At 73.0% G+C, this 20,074-nt stretch carries 7 protein-coding genes; 1 reads left to right on the forward strand and 6 read right to left on the reverse strand.

All coding sequences use genetic code 11. The annotated features are described in order from the left end of the window. Positions 1–60: 60 nt before the first annotated feature. From ACFWP2_RS16615 to ACFWP2_RS16640, 6 genes are all read right to left on the reverse strand, one after another. A complete protein-coding gene (locus ACFWP2_RS16615) occupies positions 61–1,116 on the reverse strand; it encodes a zinc-binding dehydrogenase (protein ID WP_380451670.1) in 1,056 nt (351 codons plus the stop codon). Beyond that, a complete protein-coding gene (locus tag ACFWP2_RS16620; protein WP_380451721.1) occupies positions 1,113–2,777 on the reverse strand; it encodes a phytoene desaturase family protein in 1,665 nt (554 codons plus the stop codon). Before ACFWP2_RS16620 ends, ACFWP2_RS16615 begins: the two co-directional genes overlap by 4 nt. Positions 2,778–2,806: 29 nt before the next feature. Further along, on the reverse strand, positions 2,807–4,501 hold the full coding sequence (locus ACFWP2_RS16625) for a phytoene desaturase family protein (RefSeq protein ID WP_380451672.1): 1,695 nt from the start codon (positions 4,499–4,501) through the stop codon (positions 2,807–2,809). Further along, positions 4,488–13,733, reverse strand: coding sequence for an amino acid adenylation domain-containing protein (locus ACFWP2_RS16630; RefSeq protein WP_380451674.1), 9,246 nt, complete (start codon positions 13,731–13,733; stop codon positions 4,488–4,490). The genes ACFWP2_RS16625 and ACFWP2_RS16630 overlap by 14 nt, the downstream gene beginning before the upstream one ends. A 67-nt stretch (positions 13,734–13,800) precedes the next feature. After that, complete coding sequence (locus ACFWP2_RS16635; protein ID WP_380451676.1) at positions 13,801–14,658, reverse strand: sterol desaturase family protein; 858 nt, start codon at positions 14,656–14,658, stop codon at positions 13,801–13,803. A gap of 310 nt (positions 14,659–14,968) precedes the next feature. Then, the gene (locus tag ACFWP2_RS16640) at positions 14,969–16,420 is read right to left on the reverse strand and encodes a helix-turn-helix domain-containing protein (protein ID WP_380451678.1); all 1,452 of its coding nucleotides are present in this window, start codon (positions 16,418–16,420) and stop codon (positions 14,969–14,971) included. Positions 16,421–16,782: 362 nt separating this feature from the next. Between ACFWP2_RS16640 and ACFWP2_RS16645 the strand changes: the two genes are divergently transcribed. Continuing rightward, positions 16,783–19,992, forward strand: coding sequence for a M28 family peptidase (locus ACFWP2_RS16645; protein WP_380451680.1), 3,210 nt, complete (start codon positions 16,783–16,785; stop codon positions 19,990–19,992). The last annotated feature ends 82 nt before the right edge of the window (positions 19,993–20,074 follow it).

Genomic DNA, 20,074 nt, shown 5'->3' on the forward strand with positions numbered 1-20,074 from the left:
GCCCTTCGGCACATCCGCCGAAGGGCCCGCGAGCGTCGTGGAACAGCGCGACGGCCGCGCTCAGAGTTCGACCAGCACCTTCCCCTTGCTCGCCGACCGGTCCAGGTAGAGCCCGCGGTAGGCCGCCGGGATGCTGTCGAACCCCCGGTGCACGGTCTCCTGGTACGTCAGCTCGCCGCTGCGGACCAGCGCCCCGAGGTCCCGCCGCAGCGCGGCCCAGTTGTCCTCGGTGAACCACTCCAGCGAGAAGATGCCGCGGATCGTGGTGCGCGGGAACATGATCATCGGCAGCAGCCGCGGCCCGGCCCAGTCACCGCCCACCTGGCTCCCCCACTGCCAGCAGACCGCCACCCGGCTCTCCACCGCGAGCATCCCGAAGACCACGTCGGTCAGCGTCCCGCCGAGGCTGTCGAAGTAGCGGTCGATGCCGCCCGGCGCCAGCTCGGCCAGTTCCTTCTCCAGCCGCTCCGGGGCGTCGCCGTCGCGGTACAGCACCACCCCGTCGAAGCCCAGCTCCCACAGCCGCGCCGTCTTCTCCGGCGACGCTGTGGTGCCGATCACCCGTGCGCCCCGGTGCTTGGCCAGCTGCCCGACCAGCGAGCCGACCGCCCCGGAGGCGCCGCCGACCAGCACCGTCGACCCGGGGCGCACGTCGAGGAACTTCTCGACCGTCCCCCAGGCCGTCATCCCGGGCCCGCCCAGGATGCCGAGCGCCGTGGTCAGCGGCAGGTCCTCGTCGTAGTCGGCCGGGTCCAGCCGGCGGAAGACCGGGAAGACCATGGGGAAGGTCCCGGTCTGCCAGAGCCGGGGCGCGCCGTTGGTGACCAGGTGGCTGCGCCAGCCGCCGAAGCCCTGCACCAGGTCGCCGACCTGGAAGCGCGCGGCCGGCCCGGCGTCCAGCACCTCCATGATCGAGTCCGCGCCCATGTAGTCGCCGATCGGCGTGTCCAGCGCGATGCCCTGGAGGTACGGGTCGACCGAGACGTACCGGGTGCGCAGCAGCATCTCGTCCGCGGCGAGCCGGACGTCTACGTCCTCCACGACCTTCCGGTACATCCGGTCGACGTCCGGCACTCCGTCCACGTGCTCGGCGACGACCCACTTCTCGATTCTCACGAGGTGACTCCAAACTGGCGGTCGGCCGGGCCGACCGGTTCGATGAGCAGGGTGGGCAGCGGTGCACTGTCGTCCACCTCGGCGGTGAAGGGCTTGCCGTCGTCCCGGCAGATGAACTGGACGACGTGCCGGCCGGCCGCCGCCGCCCGGATCAGCCCGCCGGTGGTCGCCCAGACGCCGGAGAGGTAGAAGTTGGCCAGGCCGGGCAGCCCCGGGCCGTTGCGCTTGACCTCCTCCTCCAGGGTCTCGCCGCTCTCCACGAAGGGCTGCCAGCCCAGCACCGTCCCGTTGTAGTTGCCGGTGTAGCGGACCTGGGTGAGCGGGGTGGAGACGTCCTTGACCGACACCGCCTCCCGCAGCCCGGGGTGGTGGCCGTCCAGGAACTCCACGATGGCGTCGCGCACCCGCCGCTTCTCCCGCTGGTACTCCCGCCCCCGGCCGACCGGCAGGGTGTGGAGCTCCTCGCCGCGCCGCACCCGGGGTTCCTGCTCCGGCCCGGTGCTCAGCTCCCGCCAGGGCTCGATGTCGCAGAAGTAGCTGGCGTACACCACCGTGGTGTCGGTGGGCGACAGCTCCGGGTAGTGGCGGCTGCGGAACTGGACGTTGATGCTCGGGTGCCGGATGCCGGTGAGCCGTTCGGCGACCTCGTCCTCCAGCAGGTAGGTGGTGCACGGGTCCCCGGCCGGGAAGGGCCGGCGCAGTCCGAGGAAGACGGTCACGTAGCCGGGGAAGACCATGCCCGGCTCGGTGATGGTCTGGGTGTACAGCCGGCGGTAGGTGTCGCTCAGGTAGCGGCCCTTGAGCAGGTCCATCATGGTGGTCCGGCCGTCGCAGGCCGCCACCACGATGTCGGCCCGAACCTCCTGGCCGTCGCTCAGCCGCACCCCCACCGCCCGGTGGTCCTCGATCAGGATCTCGGTCACCTTGGTGTTGTACGTGATCTCGCCGCCCAGCCGCCGGTAGCGCTGCTCGATCGAGTTGGCCAGCCCCAGTGAGCCGCCCTCCGGCACCCCGGCCGACTGGCCGGCGTGGCAGGCGAGTTGGAAGTAGTTGGGCAGCACCGGGAAGTTGGGGTGCTTCTCGTACAGGATGAAGTTGAAGGCCTCGCGCAGCAGCGGGCTCCTGAACTTCGCCGAGTAGTCGCTCATCAGCACCGTGATCGAGCGCCGGATCACGTTGAAGTAGGGCAGGAAGGAGGCGAGCATCCGCATCCGCTCCCACCGGCCCATCAGCCCGACCGGCTTGAGGAAGGGGTAACGGGCCAGCGCCAGGCGGAACTTGCGCAGCCCCGTGCAGAACTGCCGGATCTGCCGGGCGTCCTCCGGAGCCAGTTCCAGCAGGTGGGCCTCCAGCCGGTCGGGGTCGGAGTAGAAGTAGACCGCCCGGCCGTCCCGGGTGCGCACCACGTTGAAGACGTCGAAGTTGCGCATCCGCTTGCCCTGCAGCGCGCCGAGTTCGAGCCAGATCTGGTGCATCTCGTTGCCCGGGCCGCTGCCCAACAGCCAGCTGACGCAGCAGTCGAAGGTGAACTCGCCGCGGTCCCAGCCGGTGCAGCAGCCGCCGGGGATCTCGTGCATCTCCAGGATCCGGGTCCGGTAGCCGTTCATCTGCGCGAAGCAGCCGGTGGACAGGCCGCCGAGTCCTCCGCCGATGATGACCATGCTCTGCCGGCCGCCGGTCGTCGTCCCGCTCACTCCGCCACTCCCACTTCCGGCGCTCCCACGGTGGCCCGGCCCAGTTGCGGCAGGCGGCCCCACTTGCCCGCGTGCCAGGGTTCCCGGTTGTCGCTCGGCCAGGCCCGGAACGGCCGGCCGAGCTCCCGGCAGAGGTACTGCGCGGCGAACCGTCCGCTGGTGGCGGCCCGGATCAGCCCGCCGAGCGAGGTCCACTGGCCCGCCATGGAGAAGCCGGTCAGCCCGGGCAGCCGCATCCGGTCCCGGTTGACCAGCCGGTTGGCGGCGTCCTCGGCCTCGGAGAAGGCCTGCCAGGCGAGGATGCTGCCGTAGGTGTTGCCGGTGAACCGTTCGGTGGTCACCGGCGAGGCCACGTCGACGAGTTCGATCCGCGGGCCCAGCTCGGGGTAGGTCCGCTCCAGGAACTCCCGGACGAACACGGCGACTTCCTGCTTGCGCGCCCGGTAGGCCCGACGGTCACTGCTCCGCAGGTCCTTCCAGGAGCGGTAGTCGCTGAAGTAGGTGCAGTGCAGCACCGACTTGCCGGGCGGCGCGAAGCCGTCGGCGTAGGAGGAGCGCAGCTGCACCACCAGGCTGTTCTGGAGCGAGCCGGGCAGCCGCTTGCCCTCCCCGGGCGGCAGCAGGTAGGTGGTGCTGTGCGGCTCGCCCTCCGGCAGCGGGCCGTCGATGCCGACGAAGGCGGAGACCACGGCCGGGTACAGGTTGCCGGGCTTGTCGAGCAGTTCGCCGTACAGCTTCTCGGTCGCGGGGCTGGAGTAGCGGCCCTCCAGCAGCCGCTCCAGCACCGTCGGGCCGTCGCAGGCGGCCACCACGTGGTCGGCGAAGTGCCGCGAACCGTCCTTGAGTTCCACCCCGATCGCGCGCCCGTCCTCGATCAGGACGCGCTCCACCCGGCAGCGGTAGCCGATCACCCCGCCGAGCGAGGTGTAGCGCTCCTCCACCGAGCGGGCCAGCCCGAGCGAACCTCCCTCCGGGAAGCCCGCGTTGCCGTTGTGGGCGGCCGCCAGGGTGTACAGGTACGGCAGCAGCGGGAAGCCCTCGGGCTCCTGGAGGAACATGTTGGGGAAGGCCCGCCGCAGCAACGGGTCCTGGAACCGCTCGGCGAAGCCGCTCATCGGGGTGGTCGCGGTGCGCCAGAACAGCCGGAACGCGGGCAGGACGGTGCGCAGGGTGCGCAGCCGTTCCGCCGTGGTGCGCAGCGGCGGCGGGGTGAGGTCCCAGGGCAGCTCGATCGCGGCGTAGCGGCGCAGATCCCGGCAGAAGGCCCGGATCGGCTTGGCGTCGCCGGGTGCGAGGGCCAGCAGGTGGGCCTCCAGCCGGTCAGGGTCGCCGTAGAAGGTGACGGCCCGTCCGTGTTCGTCGACCACCCGGTTGAAGGTGTCGAAGCGGGTCACCGACTTGCCGTCCAGGGCGCCGAGTTCGCTCCAGACCTGGTGCGCTCCGGTGCCCTCGGCGGTGCCGATCAGCCAGTCGATGCAGTAGTCGAACAGGTAGCCGTGCCGGGACCACGCGGTGCAGCAGCCGCCGGGCAGCACGTGCTTCTCGAAGATCCTGGTCTCCAGGCCGCTCATCTGCGCGTAGCAGCCGGTGGCGAGGCCGGCCAGGCCGGCCCCGATCACGATCACCCGGGGCGGGCCGCCGTCGGCCCGCTCCCTGGTGGACCAGTCCGGTCCGCGGTCAGCCGCGGACATCGGCGGTCCCTCCGGCCAGGATGGCGCCCACCAGTTCGGCGTTGCGGGCGGCGAAGTCCCCGTCGAGCATCTCGGCGTGGGCGCCGTTCCCGACGTACACCGCGGTGCCCGTGGTGGAGGCGCCGTGCCAGGAGCCCGGTTCGCCGCCGACGTGCACGGAGAGCCGGTCGCTCTCGCAGACCACGTCCAACTGGGCCTTGACGGTGCCCGTGTTGGGCGTGCGGCTGCTGAACTCCAGGTAGTCCCTGGCCTGTTCGAGGGTCTCCCGGGCGACGATCCGCGAGCCGGTGTGGCGGTGCAGGTGCTCGTGGAGTTCGCGTTCGAAGACGGCCAGGTGCTCCTCGCCGAGGTCGAAGGCCTCGGTGACCCGGTAGGCGTCCACCAGCAGCACCGAGGCCACCCTGCGTCCGCGCCGCTCCAGCTCCTTGGCCACCTCGAAGGCGAGGTTGCCGCCGAGCGAGTAGCCGAGCAGGACGTACGGCCCGCCGGCGTGCAGTTCCTCGACCAGGTCCGCGTAGCGGGCGGTCTTGTCGTCGCCGGTCAGGTAGTTGAAGGAGGCGATCCGGTGCTCCGGCAGGTGCGCGGCGAGCTGCCGGTAGACCAGCCCGTGGCCGCCGGCCGGCGGGAAGCAGAAGACGGTGCGGTCCTCGGGCACCTCGGCGTTGAACCAGAGGTAGGGCTCGCCGCCGGCCACCTCGCCGGTGATGATCTGCTCGATGGTGCGGGCCATGCCGTGCAGGGTGGTGACCTTGAACAGCAGGCCGACCGGGATGCTGATGTTGAACTCGCTCTGGAGGTGGTGGATCAGCTCGATGAGCCGGATCGAGCTGCCGCCGAGTTCGAAGAAGTCGTGCTGGAGGCCGACTTCGTCCAGGCCGAGCAGGTTCTGCCAGTGCTCGGCGACCCTCGTCTCGTAGAGCGTGACGGGTGGTTCGTGCTGGGCTCCGGCGGTGTCGGCCTTCGGTTCGGGCAGGGCCACGAGGTCCACCTTGCCGTTCGGGGTGAGCGGCAGGGCCGGCAGTTCGGTGAGGTAGGAGGGGATCATCACGGTGGGCAGGTGCTCGGCCAGGTGGCGGCGCAGTTCGCGGCGGTCCAGCACGGTGCCCTCGGCGGGCACCACGTAGGCGGCGAGGACGGCCTCGCCCCGGGCGTCCTGGCGGACCGCCACGCAGGCCTGGGCGAGTTCCGGGCGGGCGGTGAGGTGGGCCTCGATCTCGCCCAGCTCGATCCGGTGGCCGCGGACCTTGACCTGGTTGTCGATCCGGCCGAGCAGGTGCACGGTGCCGGCGGTGTCCCAGTGGCCGAGGTCGCCGGTGCGGTAGAGCCGCACGGGATCGCCGTCGAGCTCCAGGGTGACGAAGCGCCGGGCGGTCTGCTCCGGGTCGTTGGGGTAGCCGGCCGCGACGCCCGCGCCGCCGATCCACAGCTCGCCGGGCACGCCCACCGGGACGGGCTCGCCGTACGGGTCCAGGACGTACACCGCGCTGTTCGGGAACGGGCGGCCGATCGGCACCATCCGGCCGGGTTCCAGCTGCTCGGTCGCGCCCTCGTAGTAGGTGCTGTCGACGCTGGCCTCGGTCAGCCCGTAGGAGTTGACCAGCCGGGTCCCCGGGCCGCACAGGGCACGCACCCGCTGGTGCTCGGCGGCCTTCCAGGAGTCGGAGCCGACGATCAGCAGCCGCAGGAAGTCCAGCGTCAGGCCCTCGCGCTCGCAGTGGGCCAGCAGCGCGCGGGCCACGGCGGGCACGAACTCGCCGCCGTCCACGGCCTCCTCGCGCATCACCCGGTACAGCCGGGCGGTGTCGAAGAGCAGCTCGCGGTCGACCAGGACGAGGGTGCCGCCGGTGCTGAGCGCCCGGGCGAAGTCCCCGGAGAAGACGTCGAAGGCGGTGCCGGCCATCTGGAGGTGCACCCGGACCTCGGTGTCCAGCCGGTACTCGGCGCGCCAGCCGGCCGTGACGGCGGCCAGGTTGCGGTGGTCGACCCGGACGCCCTTGGGGCGGCCGGTGGAGCCCGAGGTGTGGATCAGGTAGGCGGCCCGGTCCGGGTCGGTGGCGGGCAGCGGCACGGCGCCGCCCAGCACGGGCCGGTCCAGCTCTTCCAGGGTGACCGCCTCGGCGGGCAGGTCGGCCGCGAGCGGGCGCCGCTGGTCGACCACCACCAGCGCCGCTCCGGCGTCGGCCACCTGGTAGGCGATCCGGTCGGCCGGGTGCCCGGGGTCCAGCGGGAGGTAGGCGGCGCCGGCCCGCCAGATCCCCAGCAGGGTGGTGATCAGCTCGGGCGACTTGTCCAGGCAGACCGCGACCACCGAGCCGTCGCCGACGCCGAGTTCGCGCAGCCGTACGGCGGTGCGCTGGGACTGCCGGTCGAGTTCGCCGTAGGTCAGCCGGCGGACGCCGTCCCGGCCGGGCGCGACGACCGCGACGGCCTCGGGACGCTCGGCGGCGGCCTTGGCGATCAGCTCCGGCACCGGGGTGTCGTGCTCGATCCGGCGCTCGGCGCCGCTGAACCCGGTGAGGATCTCCCGCCGTTCGGCCTCGCCCAGCATCCGCAGCCGGCCGACCGGCCGGTCCTCGGCGGCGCGGGTCATGGCGTCCAGCAGGTTGCGGTAGTGCGCGGCCAGCCGCTGGACGGTGGCGGGCTCGAAGAGGTCCGAGTTGTACTTGAAGACGCAGTGGAAGCAGCCGTCCGAGCGGTCCTCGTAGGCGGACAGCGTGAGGTCGAACTGGCCTTCCTCCTCCGGGAGTTCGATGTACTCCAGGCGGTAGCCGAAGCGCTCCACGGCGACCTTGTGGGTGAGCAGGATGAACATCGCCTGGAACACCGCGGAGCGGCTCGGGTCGTGCTGGAGCCCCAACTGCTCGACCAGCAGCGGGAAGGGGTACTCCTGGTTGTCCAGCCCGCCGAGCACGCTCTCCCGCACCCGGGCCAGCAGCTCGGCCACGGTCGGCTCCCCGGCCAGGCTCACGTGCAGCGGCAGCGGGTTGACGAAGTAGCCGTAGACGGAGGCGAACTCCTCCTGGGTGCGGCCGGTGACGGGGCTGCCGACCACGATGTCCGGCTGCCCGGACCAGCGGTGCAGCAGCAGGTAGTAGGCGCTGAGCAGCACCATGAACGGGGTGGCGCCGTGGGCGCGGGCCAGCTCGTGCACCCGGGCGGTGAGGTCGGCGTCCAGCCGGAAGAACTCGGAGGCGCCGTTGTGGGTCTGCACGGCCGGGCGCGGCTTGTCGGTGGGCAGCGCCAGCACCGGCATCTCGGCCGGCAGGTGGCCGCGCCAGTAGTCGAGCATCCGGCGGGCCTCGGTCCCGGCCAGGAAGCGGTTCTGGCGGTTGAGGAAGTCCAGGTAGCGGGCGGGCACCGGGGGCAGTTCCGGGGTGCGGCCCTGGCGCAGTGCCTCGTAGACCTCGAACAGCTCCTCGATGAAGGTGAAGGTGGAGATCGCGTCCGAGACGATGTGGTGGACGGCCTTCATCAGCACCCAGCGGTCCGGCCCGCGCCGGAACAGCCTCAGCCGCACCAGCGGGTCCTCGGCGAGGTCGTAGGGCCGCCGGTACTCGTGGACGATCAGGTCGTGGATCTCCTCCCACGGCCGGCCCTCCACGTCGAACAGCCCGGTGTCGGCCTCGGCCTCCTCCCGGATGCGCTGGACCGGGCGGCCCTCCTCGGCGGTGAAGGCGGCGCGCAGCTCGGGGTGCCGGGCCACGAGGTGGCGGAAGGCCCCGAACATCAGCTCCGGATCGATCTCCGCGCGGACCTCGACGGCGCCGCCGATGTTGTACGCGAAGCCGTCCGGGTGCAGCAGGCGCAGGAACCAGAGCGCCTGCTGGTTGTGGGTGAGCGGGAAGCGGGACTCGTCGGTGTACAGCTCGACCTCGGCCTCGGCGGGGCCGCCGTCGGCGGCGAGCCGCTCGGCCAGGCCCTCGGTGAGCAGGTCGACCAGGTCGCCGACGGAGCCGTTGCTGAGCAGGGCCACCACGGGCAGGGCGACGCCCAGTTCGCCGTGCACCCGGGCGCGCAGCTCCATCGCGAGCAGCGAGTCCAGGCCGTGCGCGCCGAGCCTGGTCCCGGTGTCGATCCGTTCGGCGCCGATCCGCAGCACGGCCGCGGCGGCGGCGCCGAACCGTTCGACGACCAGCTCCCGGCGGGCCTGCGGGTCGGCCGCGCGGTAGGCGTCCAGGAAGCCGCCGGTCTCGGCCGGGGCCTGCTCGGCGGCGTTCGCCGCGAGGTCCGCGACCAGCGGCGGCGGCGCCGGGTACCAGGCGAGGAAGGTCGGCCAGTCGACCACGGTGGCGACCAGCAGCTGGGCGCGGTCCTGGCCGAGGACGCGCTCCAGGACGGCCGTACCGGCGTCGGGCGGCAGCGAGCTCATGCCACGGGCGTCGCGGTAGTGGGCGACCAGGCCCAGTTCCTCGATCATGCCGGTGGCCCAGGGGCCCCAGTCCAGGCTGAGCCCGGGCAGTCCCTCGGCCCGGCGGTGGTGGGCCAGGGCGTCCAGGAAGGCGTTGCCGGCCGCGTAGTTGGTCTGCCCGGCGGTGGTGAGCAGCGAGGCGACGGAGGCGAACAGCACGAAGTGGTCGAGCGGTTCGTCCCGCAGCAGCCGGTGCAGCAGGTGGCCGCCGATCACCTTGGGGGCGTAGCCGGCGTCGAAGGCCGGCCGGTCCATCTGGGCCAGCAGGGTGTCCTTGACCTGTCCGGCGAGGTGGAACACGCCACGGATCGGCGGGAGTTGGCGCTGCCGGTAGTCGGCGAGCCAGTCGGCGAGGGCGGCCTCGTCGGTGACGTCGACCGAGGCGAGCAGCGGTTCGGCGCCGAGCGCCTGGAGCTCGCGCAGGAAGGCGATCCGCTCCCCGACCGGGGTGTCCGGGTCGGTGTACGCCCACGCGGAACGCTCGGGCAGGGCGGTGCGGCCGACCAGGATCAGCCGCCGGGCGCCGCGCCGGACGAGGGTCCGGCAGAGCAGCCGGCCCAGGGCGCCGAAGGCCCCGGTGACCAGGTAGCTGCCGTCGGGGCGCAGGACGGGCGGCAGCGGGCGGGTGAGGCCCTCGGCCTGCCGCAGCCGGCTGGTGAGCCGGGCGCCGGCCCGCAGGGCGATCTCCTGCTCGTCCCGGGCGGCGAGTTCGGCGAGCAGCGCCTCGGCCTGGTCGGCGGCGTCGGCGGCCAGGTCGAGGTCGATCAGGGTGCCGCGCTGGGCGACCAGTTCCTGCTGCCACAGCACCCGGCCGATGCCCCAGGCGGGGGCGCCGAGCGGTTCGACCCGGTCGCCGGGGGCGGCGGGCTGGGTGCCCCGGGTGACGATGTGCAGCCGGCCGTCCGGGCGGGCGTCGGGCAGGGCCTGGGCGAGGGCGATCAGGGAGTAGGCGCCGAGGGTCGCGAGCGGGCCGAGCCGGTCGGCGGTGGTGGCGGCCAGCGCGGGCTGGTCGAGGTTCCAGAGGTGGACGACGGCGGTGAAGCCTGGGTCGAGGTCGGCGAGCAGCCGCCGGACGTCCTCGGCGGAGTCGGGCCGTACGGTGGAGTGTCCCTCACCGTGCCGGTACTCGGTTCCGGGCCGGACCAGGTGGCAGCGGGCGCCGCGCCCGGTGGCCAGGGCGGCCAGCCGCTCGGCGAGCCCGCTCTCGTCGGCGAAGAGCAGGAGGTCACCCGGGGCCTCGTCGACGGCCGGTTCGGCGGCCGGCACCCAGTCGACCTCGGTGAGCCAGCCGTCGATGGTGGCCAGCCCGACGGAGGCGGGGGCCTGGGCGACGTCGGCGACCCGGAAGCCGGTGACCCTGCCGACCGGGGTGCCGTCCTCGGTGTAGAGCGCGAGGTCGCCGACGAGTTCCTCGCCGCTGTCCCGGGTGACGGTGGCGTGCACCCACAGCGGGCGGTCGCCGATCTCGTCGAGCCGGACCTCGGCGATCGAGACGGGGAGCCGGACGCTGCCGCCCTCGGGCGCCTCCAGCTGGGTGGTGAGCAGGGTCTGGAAGCAGCCGTCCAGCAGCACCGGGTGCAGGTGGTGGTCGGCCGCGTCCGGACCGAGCTGCGCGGTCGGCCGGATCCGCGCGAGCGCCTCGCCGGGGCCGGTCCACACCTCGGCGATGGCCTGGAAGGCGGGCCCGTAGTCGTAACCGCGCTCGGCCAGCCGCCGGTAGCAGTCCGGGCCGTCGAGGTGCCGCCCCCGGGCGCGGAGGGCGTCGGCGTCCAGCGCGGGCCCGTGGCCGCGGCGCTGGCCGGTGCGGACCCGGCCGCCGGCGTGCACGCTCGGCTCGCCGCCGGCGGGGGTGGAGGCGATGGTGAAGCGGGCGTCCTCGGTGGCGTAGGTGAGCTGGACGGGGACGGGCTCGGTCTCGGAGAGGAACAGCGCCCGGTTCAGCTCGATCTCGGCCAGCGTCACCTCGGTGCCGCCGGTCAGGGTGCGGACGGCCTGGGCGGCCATCTCCAGGTACCCGGCGGCCGGGAAGACGACCTGGCCCTCGATCCGGTGGTCGGTCAGGTAGGGCAGCCGCTCGGGGTCGAGCGCGCTGGTCCAGCCGGGCTGGGCGCTCGCGGTGCGGCGGCCGAGCAGCGGGTGGTCCAGCCGGCCGAGCCGGACCTGCTCGACCGGCTTGGGCTCCACCCAGTACCGGTCTCGCCGCCACGGGTAGGCCGGCAGCGGCACCGGGCGGCCCGCCGGGTGCAGCGCTTCCCAGCTCAACTCGACGCCGAGGGTGTGCAGTTCGGCAAGGCTGCGGGCGAAGCGCTCGGGCTCGTCCTGCTGCCGGCGGATCGACGGCAGGGTGTGCGCCTGCTCGGCGCACTCGCGGATCGCGTGGCCGAGCACCGGGTGCGGGCCGAGCTCCAGGAAGAGTCCGTGGCCGTCCTCGGCCATCCGCTCGACGGCGGCCCGGAAGCGCACCGGGTTGCGGACGTTCTGCCACCAGTACTCGCCGTCCAGCTCCGGCCCGCGGGCGAGCCCCTCGCGGGCGGTCAGGTAGAGCGGCAGCCGCGCCTCCTGGGGCTTGATGACGGCGAGCGCGGCCACCAGCTCGTCCCGGATCGGGTCCATCCGCACGCTGTGGTACGGGACTTCGACGTCCAGCGGGCGGGCGAAGACGCCCTGCTGCCGCAGCTCCTCGGCCAGCTCGGCGAGCGCCTCGGCGTCCCCGGCCAGGGTCACCGCGGAGGGGCTGTTGATCGCGCCGAGCGAGATCCGGTCGCGGTACGGGCGGATGCGGCGCTCGGCCTCGGCCTCCGGCAGGCCGACCGCGAGCATGGTGCCGGTGCCGGCCAGCCGCTGCTGGAGGCGGCTGCGGGCGAGCACCACCCGTACGGCGTCGGCCAGGTCGTACACCCCGGCCTCGTGGAAGGCGGCGACCTCGCCGGTGCTGTGGCCGACCACCGCGTCGGGGCGCAGGCCGTGGCTCCGCCAGAGTGCCGAAAGCCCGACCTGGACGGCGAAGTTGGCGGGCTGGGCGAGCCAGGTCTCGGCCATCCGGGAGTCCGCTTCGTCCCGGGCCAGCTCGCTCAGCAGCGACCACCCGGCCTGGGCGCGGATCTCCTGGTCGACGGCCTGCACGGCCTCCCGGTAGACCGGCTCGTGCTCGTACAGCCCTCGGCCCATGCCCCACCACTGCGGGCCCATGCCGGTGAACACCCAGGCCAGCCTGCGCTGCCGGCGCTCCCGGGCGCGGCCCTGGACCACCCGCGGGTGCTGCTCACCGCGCTCGCAGGCGGCCAGTGCCTCGTCCAGGTCCTCCCGGGTGGAGTAGACCACCCCGAGCCGCTCGGGCAGGTGCTGGCGGCGGTGCGCCAGGGTGTGGCCGAGGTCGGCCAGCGGCGTCCCGTCGGCGAGCTCCCGCCGTACGGCGGCGGCCAGTTCGGGCAGCCCGGCGGAGTCCTTGGTGCTCAGCGGCAGCACGGTGCGGGCCGGCTCGGCGGCCGGCGCGGCGGGCGCGGGCAGCGGCGGCTCCTCCAGCAGCACGTGGGCGTTGGTGCCGCCGAAGCCGAAGGAGTTGACGCCCGCGCGGGCCGGCCCCTGGTGCTCGGGCCAGTCCACCGCGGCGGTCGGGATCTCGAACGGCAGCGCGTCCAGGTCGATGCCGGGGTTGGGCCGTTCCAGGTTGAGGTGCGGCGGGATGCGGCGGTGCTTGATCGCGAGCGCGGTCTTGATCAGTCCGGCGACGCCGGCCGCCGCCTCGGTGTGCCCGATGTTGGTCTTGACCGAGCCGACGTAGCAGCGGTCCCCGGCGCGGCGGCCGATGCCGAGCACCCGGCCGAGGGCGGCGGCCTCGATCGGGTCGCCGACCGGGGTGGAGGTGCCGTGCGCCTCGACGTACTGGAGGCTGCCGGGCACGACCCCGGCCTCGGCGCAGACCCGCTCGATCAGGGTGACCTGGGCGTCCGCGCTGGGGACGGTGATGCCGTTGGTGCGCCCGTCCTGGTTGACGCCGGTGCCGAGGATGACGGCGTGCACCGGATCGCCGTCGCGCAGTGCGTCGGAGAGCCGCTTGAGCACGACCACGCCGACGCCCTCGGCCCGGACGTAGCCGTCGGCGGAGGCGTCGAAGGCGCGCGAGCGGCCGTCCGCGGAGAGGAAGCCGCCCTTGGTCTCGGCGATCGTGTACTGCGGCGCCATGTGCAGCAACGCGCCGCCGGCCAGGGCGAGTTCGGTCTCGCCGCGGAGCAGGCTCTGGCAGGCGAGGTGGACCGCGACCAGCGAGGAGCTGCACGCGGTGTCGATCGAGACGCTGGGCCCGCGGAAGTCGAAGCAGTGCGAGATCCGGTTGGAGACCATCGTCATCATGGTGCCGGTGGCGGTGTGTGCCGCGATGGTGCCGAAGTCGAGGTCGGCGAACTGGAGGATCTTCCAGTCGAGGGTGAAGGCGCCCATGTAGACGCCGACTTCACGGCCGGCCAGCTCGCCGGGGCGCAGGCCGCCGTCCTCCAGGGCCTCCCAGCTGACCTCCAGGAGCTTGCGCTGCTGGGGGTCCATGTGTTCGGCCTCGCGCGGGCTGATGCCGAAGAAGTCCGGGTCGAAGGTGTCGAAGCCGTCGATGTAGCCACCCCGGCCACCGATCAGCCGCCCCGGCTTGGCCCGGTCCCGGCTGCCCAGGGTGCCGGTGTCGTAGCGGTCGGCGGGCGTCTCGGTGAGACAGTCCCGGCCCTCGATCAGGTTGCTCCAGTAGGACCGGTGGTCGTTGGCGTGTCCCGGCAGGCGGCAGCCGATACCGGTGATCGCGATTCGTTCGCGGGGCACGGCGAAGGGCGAGGAGGTCATGATCCAATCCGGGGGTTCTGGCGTGACGCGGGGACACGGAAGTGGGAGCGGCCGCTCGGGCCGGGGCTCAGACGGACTGCTCGGTGGTCTTCGCCCGGCGCCAGGGGTGCAGCAGAGTGGCGCCGAGTTCCCCGGTGGCGGGGAACGCGGCCGGGTCGGTGAGGCCGACGGACTTCGGCACTCTGCCGGGCCGCCAGGTGAAGCTCCCGAACACGTGGTCCCAGAGCGAGAGGTCGGAGGCGTAGTGGCCGGCTTCGGCGAGGTCGGTGCTGTGGTGCAGGCGGTGGAGTTCCGGCCCGGCCAGGACGTGGCCGAGCGGGCCGATGCGGACTTCGATGTTGGCGTGGACGAAATACCCCTGAGCCAGGACGAATATTCCGACCACGAACACTGAATCCGGCGAGAATCCGATCAGCGCCAGCGACAGTTGGACCACGGACTGCGCGACGAACACGTCCAGGAAATGATTCACGCCGTTGTTCGCGACGTTCACCTTGTCCGGGACGTGGTGCACCCCGTGCAGCCGCCAGAGCCACCGGTTGCGGTGGGACCAGCGGTGCACGAGGTAGTCGCCGAGCGAGCCGACCAGCAGCGCGAGTGGGATCTCCACCGCGAACGGCAGCACCGGGTGGGCCGGGCCGAGCACCTCCACCAGCGTCGCCACCAGCCCCTGGGCCAGTGCTCCGCCGACCATGCTCAGCACGAAGTAGACGCTGTACCAGCCGAGTTCACGTCGGCTCGGATGCCAGTCGGTCCGGTACGGGATCACCCGCTCCAGGACCGCCAGATAGCCGAGGACGGCGATCAGGAAGAGCGGGGAGACCTTGTCCGGCGCCCAGTGGAAGTGCAGGGACGCGACGGCCGTGCACAGCACACCCAGGAGCAGAAGCGGATGGGCGAGCCGGCGGGCAATGGCTGACAGCACGCGCCCCCCGTTCTTCGCGAACTAACGACTGGAAACGTCAGAGACTCTAAGCGGCACGCGCCCGCCGTGACAGTCATTCGACGTGTTAACTCGACGAATGACCCGATCGGCGGACTATACGCGCACGAAGTTGACGTCTGAGCGGCGTGAAGGGGGCGCATTTTCGAGTAGATGTCGGAGAGGACGGCGCGCGAAGGCAGCAGTGCACACTGTCGGGCGCTGTCGTGCGCCCCTTCTGCGCTGCCCCGCACGGCTACTGATCCGGCCAATCGGGCGGCCCTCGCCGGGAGCCGCGGCGAGGGCCGCCCGATCAGGAGCGGACCGGCTCCGCCAACCGGTGCGCGGCACGGGGCGCGTGCGCCGCGAGACGGTCGCGCAGACCGCGCAGCTCGTACTCGACCAGCGCGGGCAGCGCGGTCACGCCGGTCGCCTCGAGCGCGGGGCCGAGCAGCTCGACGGCCGTCGCCGGGTCGTGCGCGCAGACGTGGCAGTCGGCCGCCCGGACGATGAAGAGCAGTCGGCTGGACGGCAGTTGGTCCGGACCCAGCAGGCCGAGGGCGGTCTCCGTGGCGTCCAGCGCGCGGCGGGCCAGCCGGGGGTCGTCGGCGGCCGCGGCGAGGTCGCGCAGCGCGGCGGCCGCGGCGGACTCGACCCGCATCCGCATCGAGGCGATCGAGAGCCAGGGCACGTCGACCTCGTCCTGTGCGCCGATGTGGTCCAGGTGCGCCCGCGCCAGCCCGATCTGCCGGACGGTCGCCCGCACGTCACCGGTGAGCGCGTACGCCCGGGCCCGGCTGATCCGGCCCATCGCGCCGGCCCAGTGCCGGTCCGGGGCGACCCGCTCGATCTCGCGGGCGTAGCCGAGCGCGGCGACCGGGTCACCGTCCAGCCGGGCCAGGATGCTCATGTCGCTGAGCGTGCCGACCTGGGTGGCCCGGTCCGCGGCCAGCCCGGCCCAGGTGAGGGCGCGGTCGTAGCAGGCCATCGCGGTGGCGTTGCGGCCGTCCTGCATCCGCAGCGCGCCGGCCGCGTGGGCGTGCTCGGCGGCCAGCCGGACCAGCGGACCGCGCTGCGCGGCGGGGGCGGAGGCCAGCCGGGCGAGCACGGCGTGCAGGGTGCGCTCCACCGCGGCGGCCAGGGCCGGCCGGTCGCCGGTCTCGCCGGAGCGCAGGCGGGCGGCGAGCAGCCCGGTCAGGGCGTGCGCGGTGACGGCGTCCAGCGGGGGCCCGGCGGCCGGATCGGCGATCCCCACCGGGGCGCAGAACTCGGCGTGCAGGGCGGCGAGTTCTCCGGCCTCGGGGACCGCACAGCCCTCGGCGCCGTGCAGCGGGCAGAGCAGGCCGTAGTCGGGCAGGCGCAGTGGGGCGGCGGCCGGGGGCGTGCCGGCGGCCGGAAGCGGGTCGGGCGCACCGGGCGCCGCCCCGCCCGGCAGCGGCGGTCGGAGCAGGGCGGGCGAGAAGGCGTCCAGGCCGCACAGTTCGGCACTCTCGGCACGATGGCAGGCGGCGCTCAACTCACCGGCGGCACCGAGGAGCTCGTCGATCCGGTCGGCGACCCGGGGGGTGACCCGGCGGGCGCCGTGCTCGATCTTGCTGACCGCGGTGTGGTCGTAGCCGATCCCGGCGCCGAGCTGCGCCTGGGTGAGGCCGGCCCGGCGCCGCCAGTGCCGCAGCCGGGCGCCGAACTCGCGCCAGGCGTCCTGCCCCCGGCCGGTCGGCGGTGCCGGCACCGCCACCGCAGGGGCCACACGGTTGCGCTGCACGGCTGCCTCCCCGGGCGCGTCGTCCTCGGCCGGTCGCAGGGACTGCCGACGGCTCCGGTGATTCCGACGACTCCGATGACTCCGACGACGAGACGGTACTCGATCGCCACCGGCTCGTACATGAGGTGGTCTCAACCACTTGAAGGAAAGCCCAGCTTGACGCAAAGCCGGACCGGCGGGCTTGACGGAATTTGCCAACCACTCGCCTGGCGCGCATCGAGCATTGACCTGGGCATGACGCCGTGTGAGGGTTCGGGCACCCGAGCGCGGACGGCCCGCACGGCCGTCCCCCGACACGGCCCCGCGGTGCGCCACCAGCCCTGCCGTCCGCGGTCGAGGACCCCCACATGCGAGGAGCTTCGATGCAACGCAGGATTTCCGCAGGAAGGTTGCTGACCACGGCGACCACCCTGACCGTGCTGGCCGGCATGATCGCCGCCGCCGCGGGCCCGGCCACCGCCGCGCCCACCCCCTCCCCGGCACCGGCGCCCAGCGCCCTGGCCGCCGCCGTCAACGCCGCCGACGCCGCCGCCGCGGCCGGCCTGGACGCCCTGGCCAAGGGCGCCGACGAGACCTACGAGCGCAAGGCCGTCACGCCCTGGGTCGGCGGCCTCTACTCGGTGGCCTACGAGCGCAGCTACCGCGGGCTGCCCGTGGTCGGCGGCGACGCGGTCGTCCTCGCCGACTCCCAGGGCAAGGTCCGCGGCCTCCAGTCCGCCGCCACCGGTCCGGTCGGCGGCTCCACCGAACCGCGGATCAGCGCGGAGCAGGCGGAGAGGACCGCCCGTACCAAGCTGGCCTCCGTCGACTCGGTCGAGTCGCGCCGCCTGGTCGTGCGGGTCAAGGACGGCAGCAGCCGGCTGTCCTGGGAGACCGTCCTGGCCGGTCACAAGGGCGCGGCCCCCAGCCGCCTGCACGTGTTCGTCGACGCGGCCACCGGTGAGGTGATCGACAGCTACGACGACGTGCGCGCCGGCACGATCAACAGCGAGTGGAACGGTCCGGCGCCGGTCACGATCAGCACGACGAACTCGGGCGGTTCGTACTCGCTGCGCGACCCGAACCGTCCGGGCCTGTCGTGTTCCGACTACAGCACCGGGCAGGTGTTCTCGAAGTCGAGCGACTCCTGGGGCACTGGCAGCGCCTCCGGCAAGGAGACCGGCTGCGGGGACGCGATGTTCGCGGCCCAGAAGGAATGGGACATGCTCCGCGACTGGCTGGGTCGCAACGGCCACAACGGCAACGGCGGCAGCTGGCCGGTCAAGGTCGGGCTCAGCGACGTCAACGCCTACTGGGACGGCAGCACGATATCCATCGGCCACAGCCAGGCCAACAAGTGGATCGCCGCCATCGACGTGGTGGGCCACGAGTTCGGGCACGGCCTCGACCAGTACACCCCCGGCGGCGCCAACAACGAGTCCGGCCTGGGCGAGGCCACCGGCGACATCATGGGCGCCCTGACCGAGGCCTACGCCAACGAGCCCGCCCCGTACGACTCCCCGGACTACACCGTCGGCGAGATGATCAACCTGGTCGGCAACGGCCCGATCCGCAACATGTACAACCCGTCGCTGGTGAGCAACAACCCCAACTGCTACTCGGCGTCCATCCCGCAGACCGAGGAGCACGCGGCGGCCGGCCCGCTGAACCACTGGTTCTACCTGCTCGCCGAGGGCTCCAACCCCGGCGGCGGCAAGCCCACCAGCCCCACCTGCAACAACTCCTCCGTCACCGGCATCGGCATCAAGGACGCCGGCCGGGTCTTCTACGGCGGCATGCTGCTGAAGACCAGCGGCATGACCTACAAGCGCTACCGCACCGCCACCCTGACCGCCGCCAAGAGCCTCGACGCGACCTGCACCTTCTTCAACCGCGCCAAGGCCGCCTGGGACGCCGTCAGCGTCCCCGCCCAGAGCGGTGACCCCACCTGCACGCCGTCCGGCACCAGTGACTTCTCGCTCTCGCTCGGCCCGACGTCCGGCTCCGTCCAGCCCGGAGCCTCCACCTCGTCGACCGTGAGCACCGCCGTCACCTCCGGCACCGCCCAGACCGTCACCCTCACCGCCTCCGGCCTGCCGTCCGGCGTCACCGCCAGCTTCAACCCCTCCTCCGTGCAGGCCGGTTCCTCCGCCACCCTGACCCTGGCCGCCTCCGCGGCCGCCGTGGCCGGGACGTACCAGATCACCGTCACCGGCACCGCCGGCGCCACCACCCACACCGCCCAGTACGGCCTCACCGTCGGCGGCGGGGGCAACCCCGGCGGGGCCGCGCCCGACATCGACGTCGCCAAGATCCAGGCCCACCTGTCCCAGCTGAACAGCATCGCCAACCAGAACGGCGGCCACCGCCGGGCGGGCAGCGCCGGACACAGCCAGTCGCTGGCGTACATCAAGGGCAAGCTCCAGGCGGCCGGTTACAGCGTCACCGAGCAGACCTGCACCTCCTGCACCTACCAGTCCAACAACCTGATCGCCGACTGGCCGGGCGGCCCGGCCGACCAGGTCACCATGTTCGGCGCCCACCTGGACAGCGTCTCGGCCGGCCCCGGCATCAACGACAACGGCTCCGGCTCGGCCACCCTGCTGGAGAACGCCCTCGTGCTCGCCCAGCAGAACCCCAGCCTGACCCGGCACGTGCGGTTCGCCTGGTGGACCGGTGAGGAGCAGGGCCTCCAGGGCTCGCAGTCCTACGTCGGCCAGCTGGGCTCCGCCCAGCGATCAGCGATCAAGGCGTACTACAACTTCGACATGATCGCCTCGACCAACGCCGGCTACTTCATCAACAACATCAACTCCACCGCCTCCGCGCCGATGAAGGCCTACTGGGACTCGCTGAACCTCAAGCCGGAGGAGAACGTCGAGGGCCAGGGCCGCTCGGACGACTACTCCTTCCAGCAGGCCGGCATCCCGACCTCGGGCTACGCGGCCGGTGCCAGTGACACCAAGACCTCGGCGCAGGCGGCCAAGTGGGGTGGCACGGCGGGCCGTTCCTACGACTCCTGCTACCACTCCTCCTGCGACACCACCGGCAACATCGACGCGACGGTGCTGAACCGCAGCGCCGACGGCGTGGCGTACACCATCTGGAAGACCTCGGTCGGCGGCACCACGCCCAGCAACGACTTCTCGGTCTCGGTGAACCCGGCCACCGCCACCGTCAAGCCCGGCGAGACCACCACCGCGACGGTCGCCACCTCGACCACCTCCGGCTCGGCCCAGACGGTCAACCTGACCGCCTCGGGCGCGCCGGCCGGCGTGACGGTCTCCTTCAACCCGTCCTCGGTGCAGTCCGGCGGCTCGGCGACGCTCACCGTCGCCACCGCCGCCTCGACCGCCACCGGCACCTACACCATCACCCTGACCGGGACCGGCTCGGCCACCCACAGCACCAGCTTCTCCCTGGTGGTGGGCAACGACTCGCCGAACCCCGGTGGCACCTGGACCCCCGGCACCACCTACCAGGCGGGTGACGTCGTGACCTACAACGGGGTCAGCTACCGCTGCCTCCAGGGCCACACCGCCCAGGTCGGCTGGGAGCCGCCGGTCGTGCCGGCGCTCTGGCAGCAGGTGTGACCGGGGCGCCCTGACGCCCGGTGAAGCCGCTGCGCCGCGGTCCGTCGAGGGGACGGTCCGCGGCGCAGCCCTGTCTCCGACC

Source organism: Kitasatospora sp. NPDC058444, assembly GCF_042721415.1.
Taxonomy (GTDB): Bacteria; Actinomycetota; Actinomycetes; order Streptomycetales; family Streptomycetaceae; genus Kitasatospora.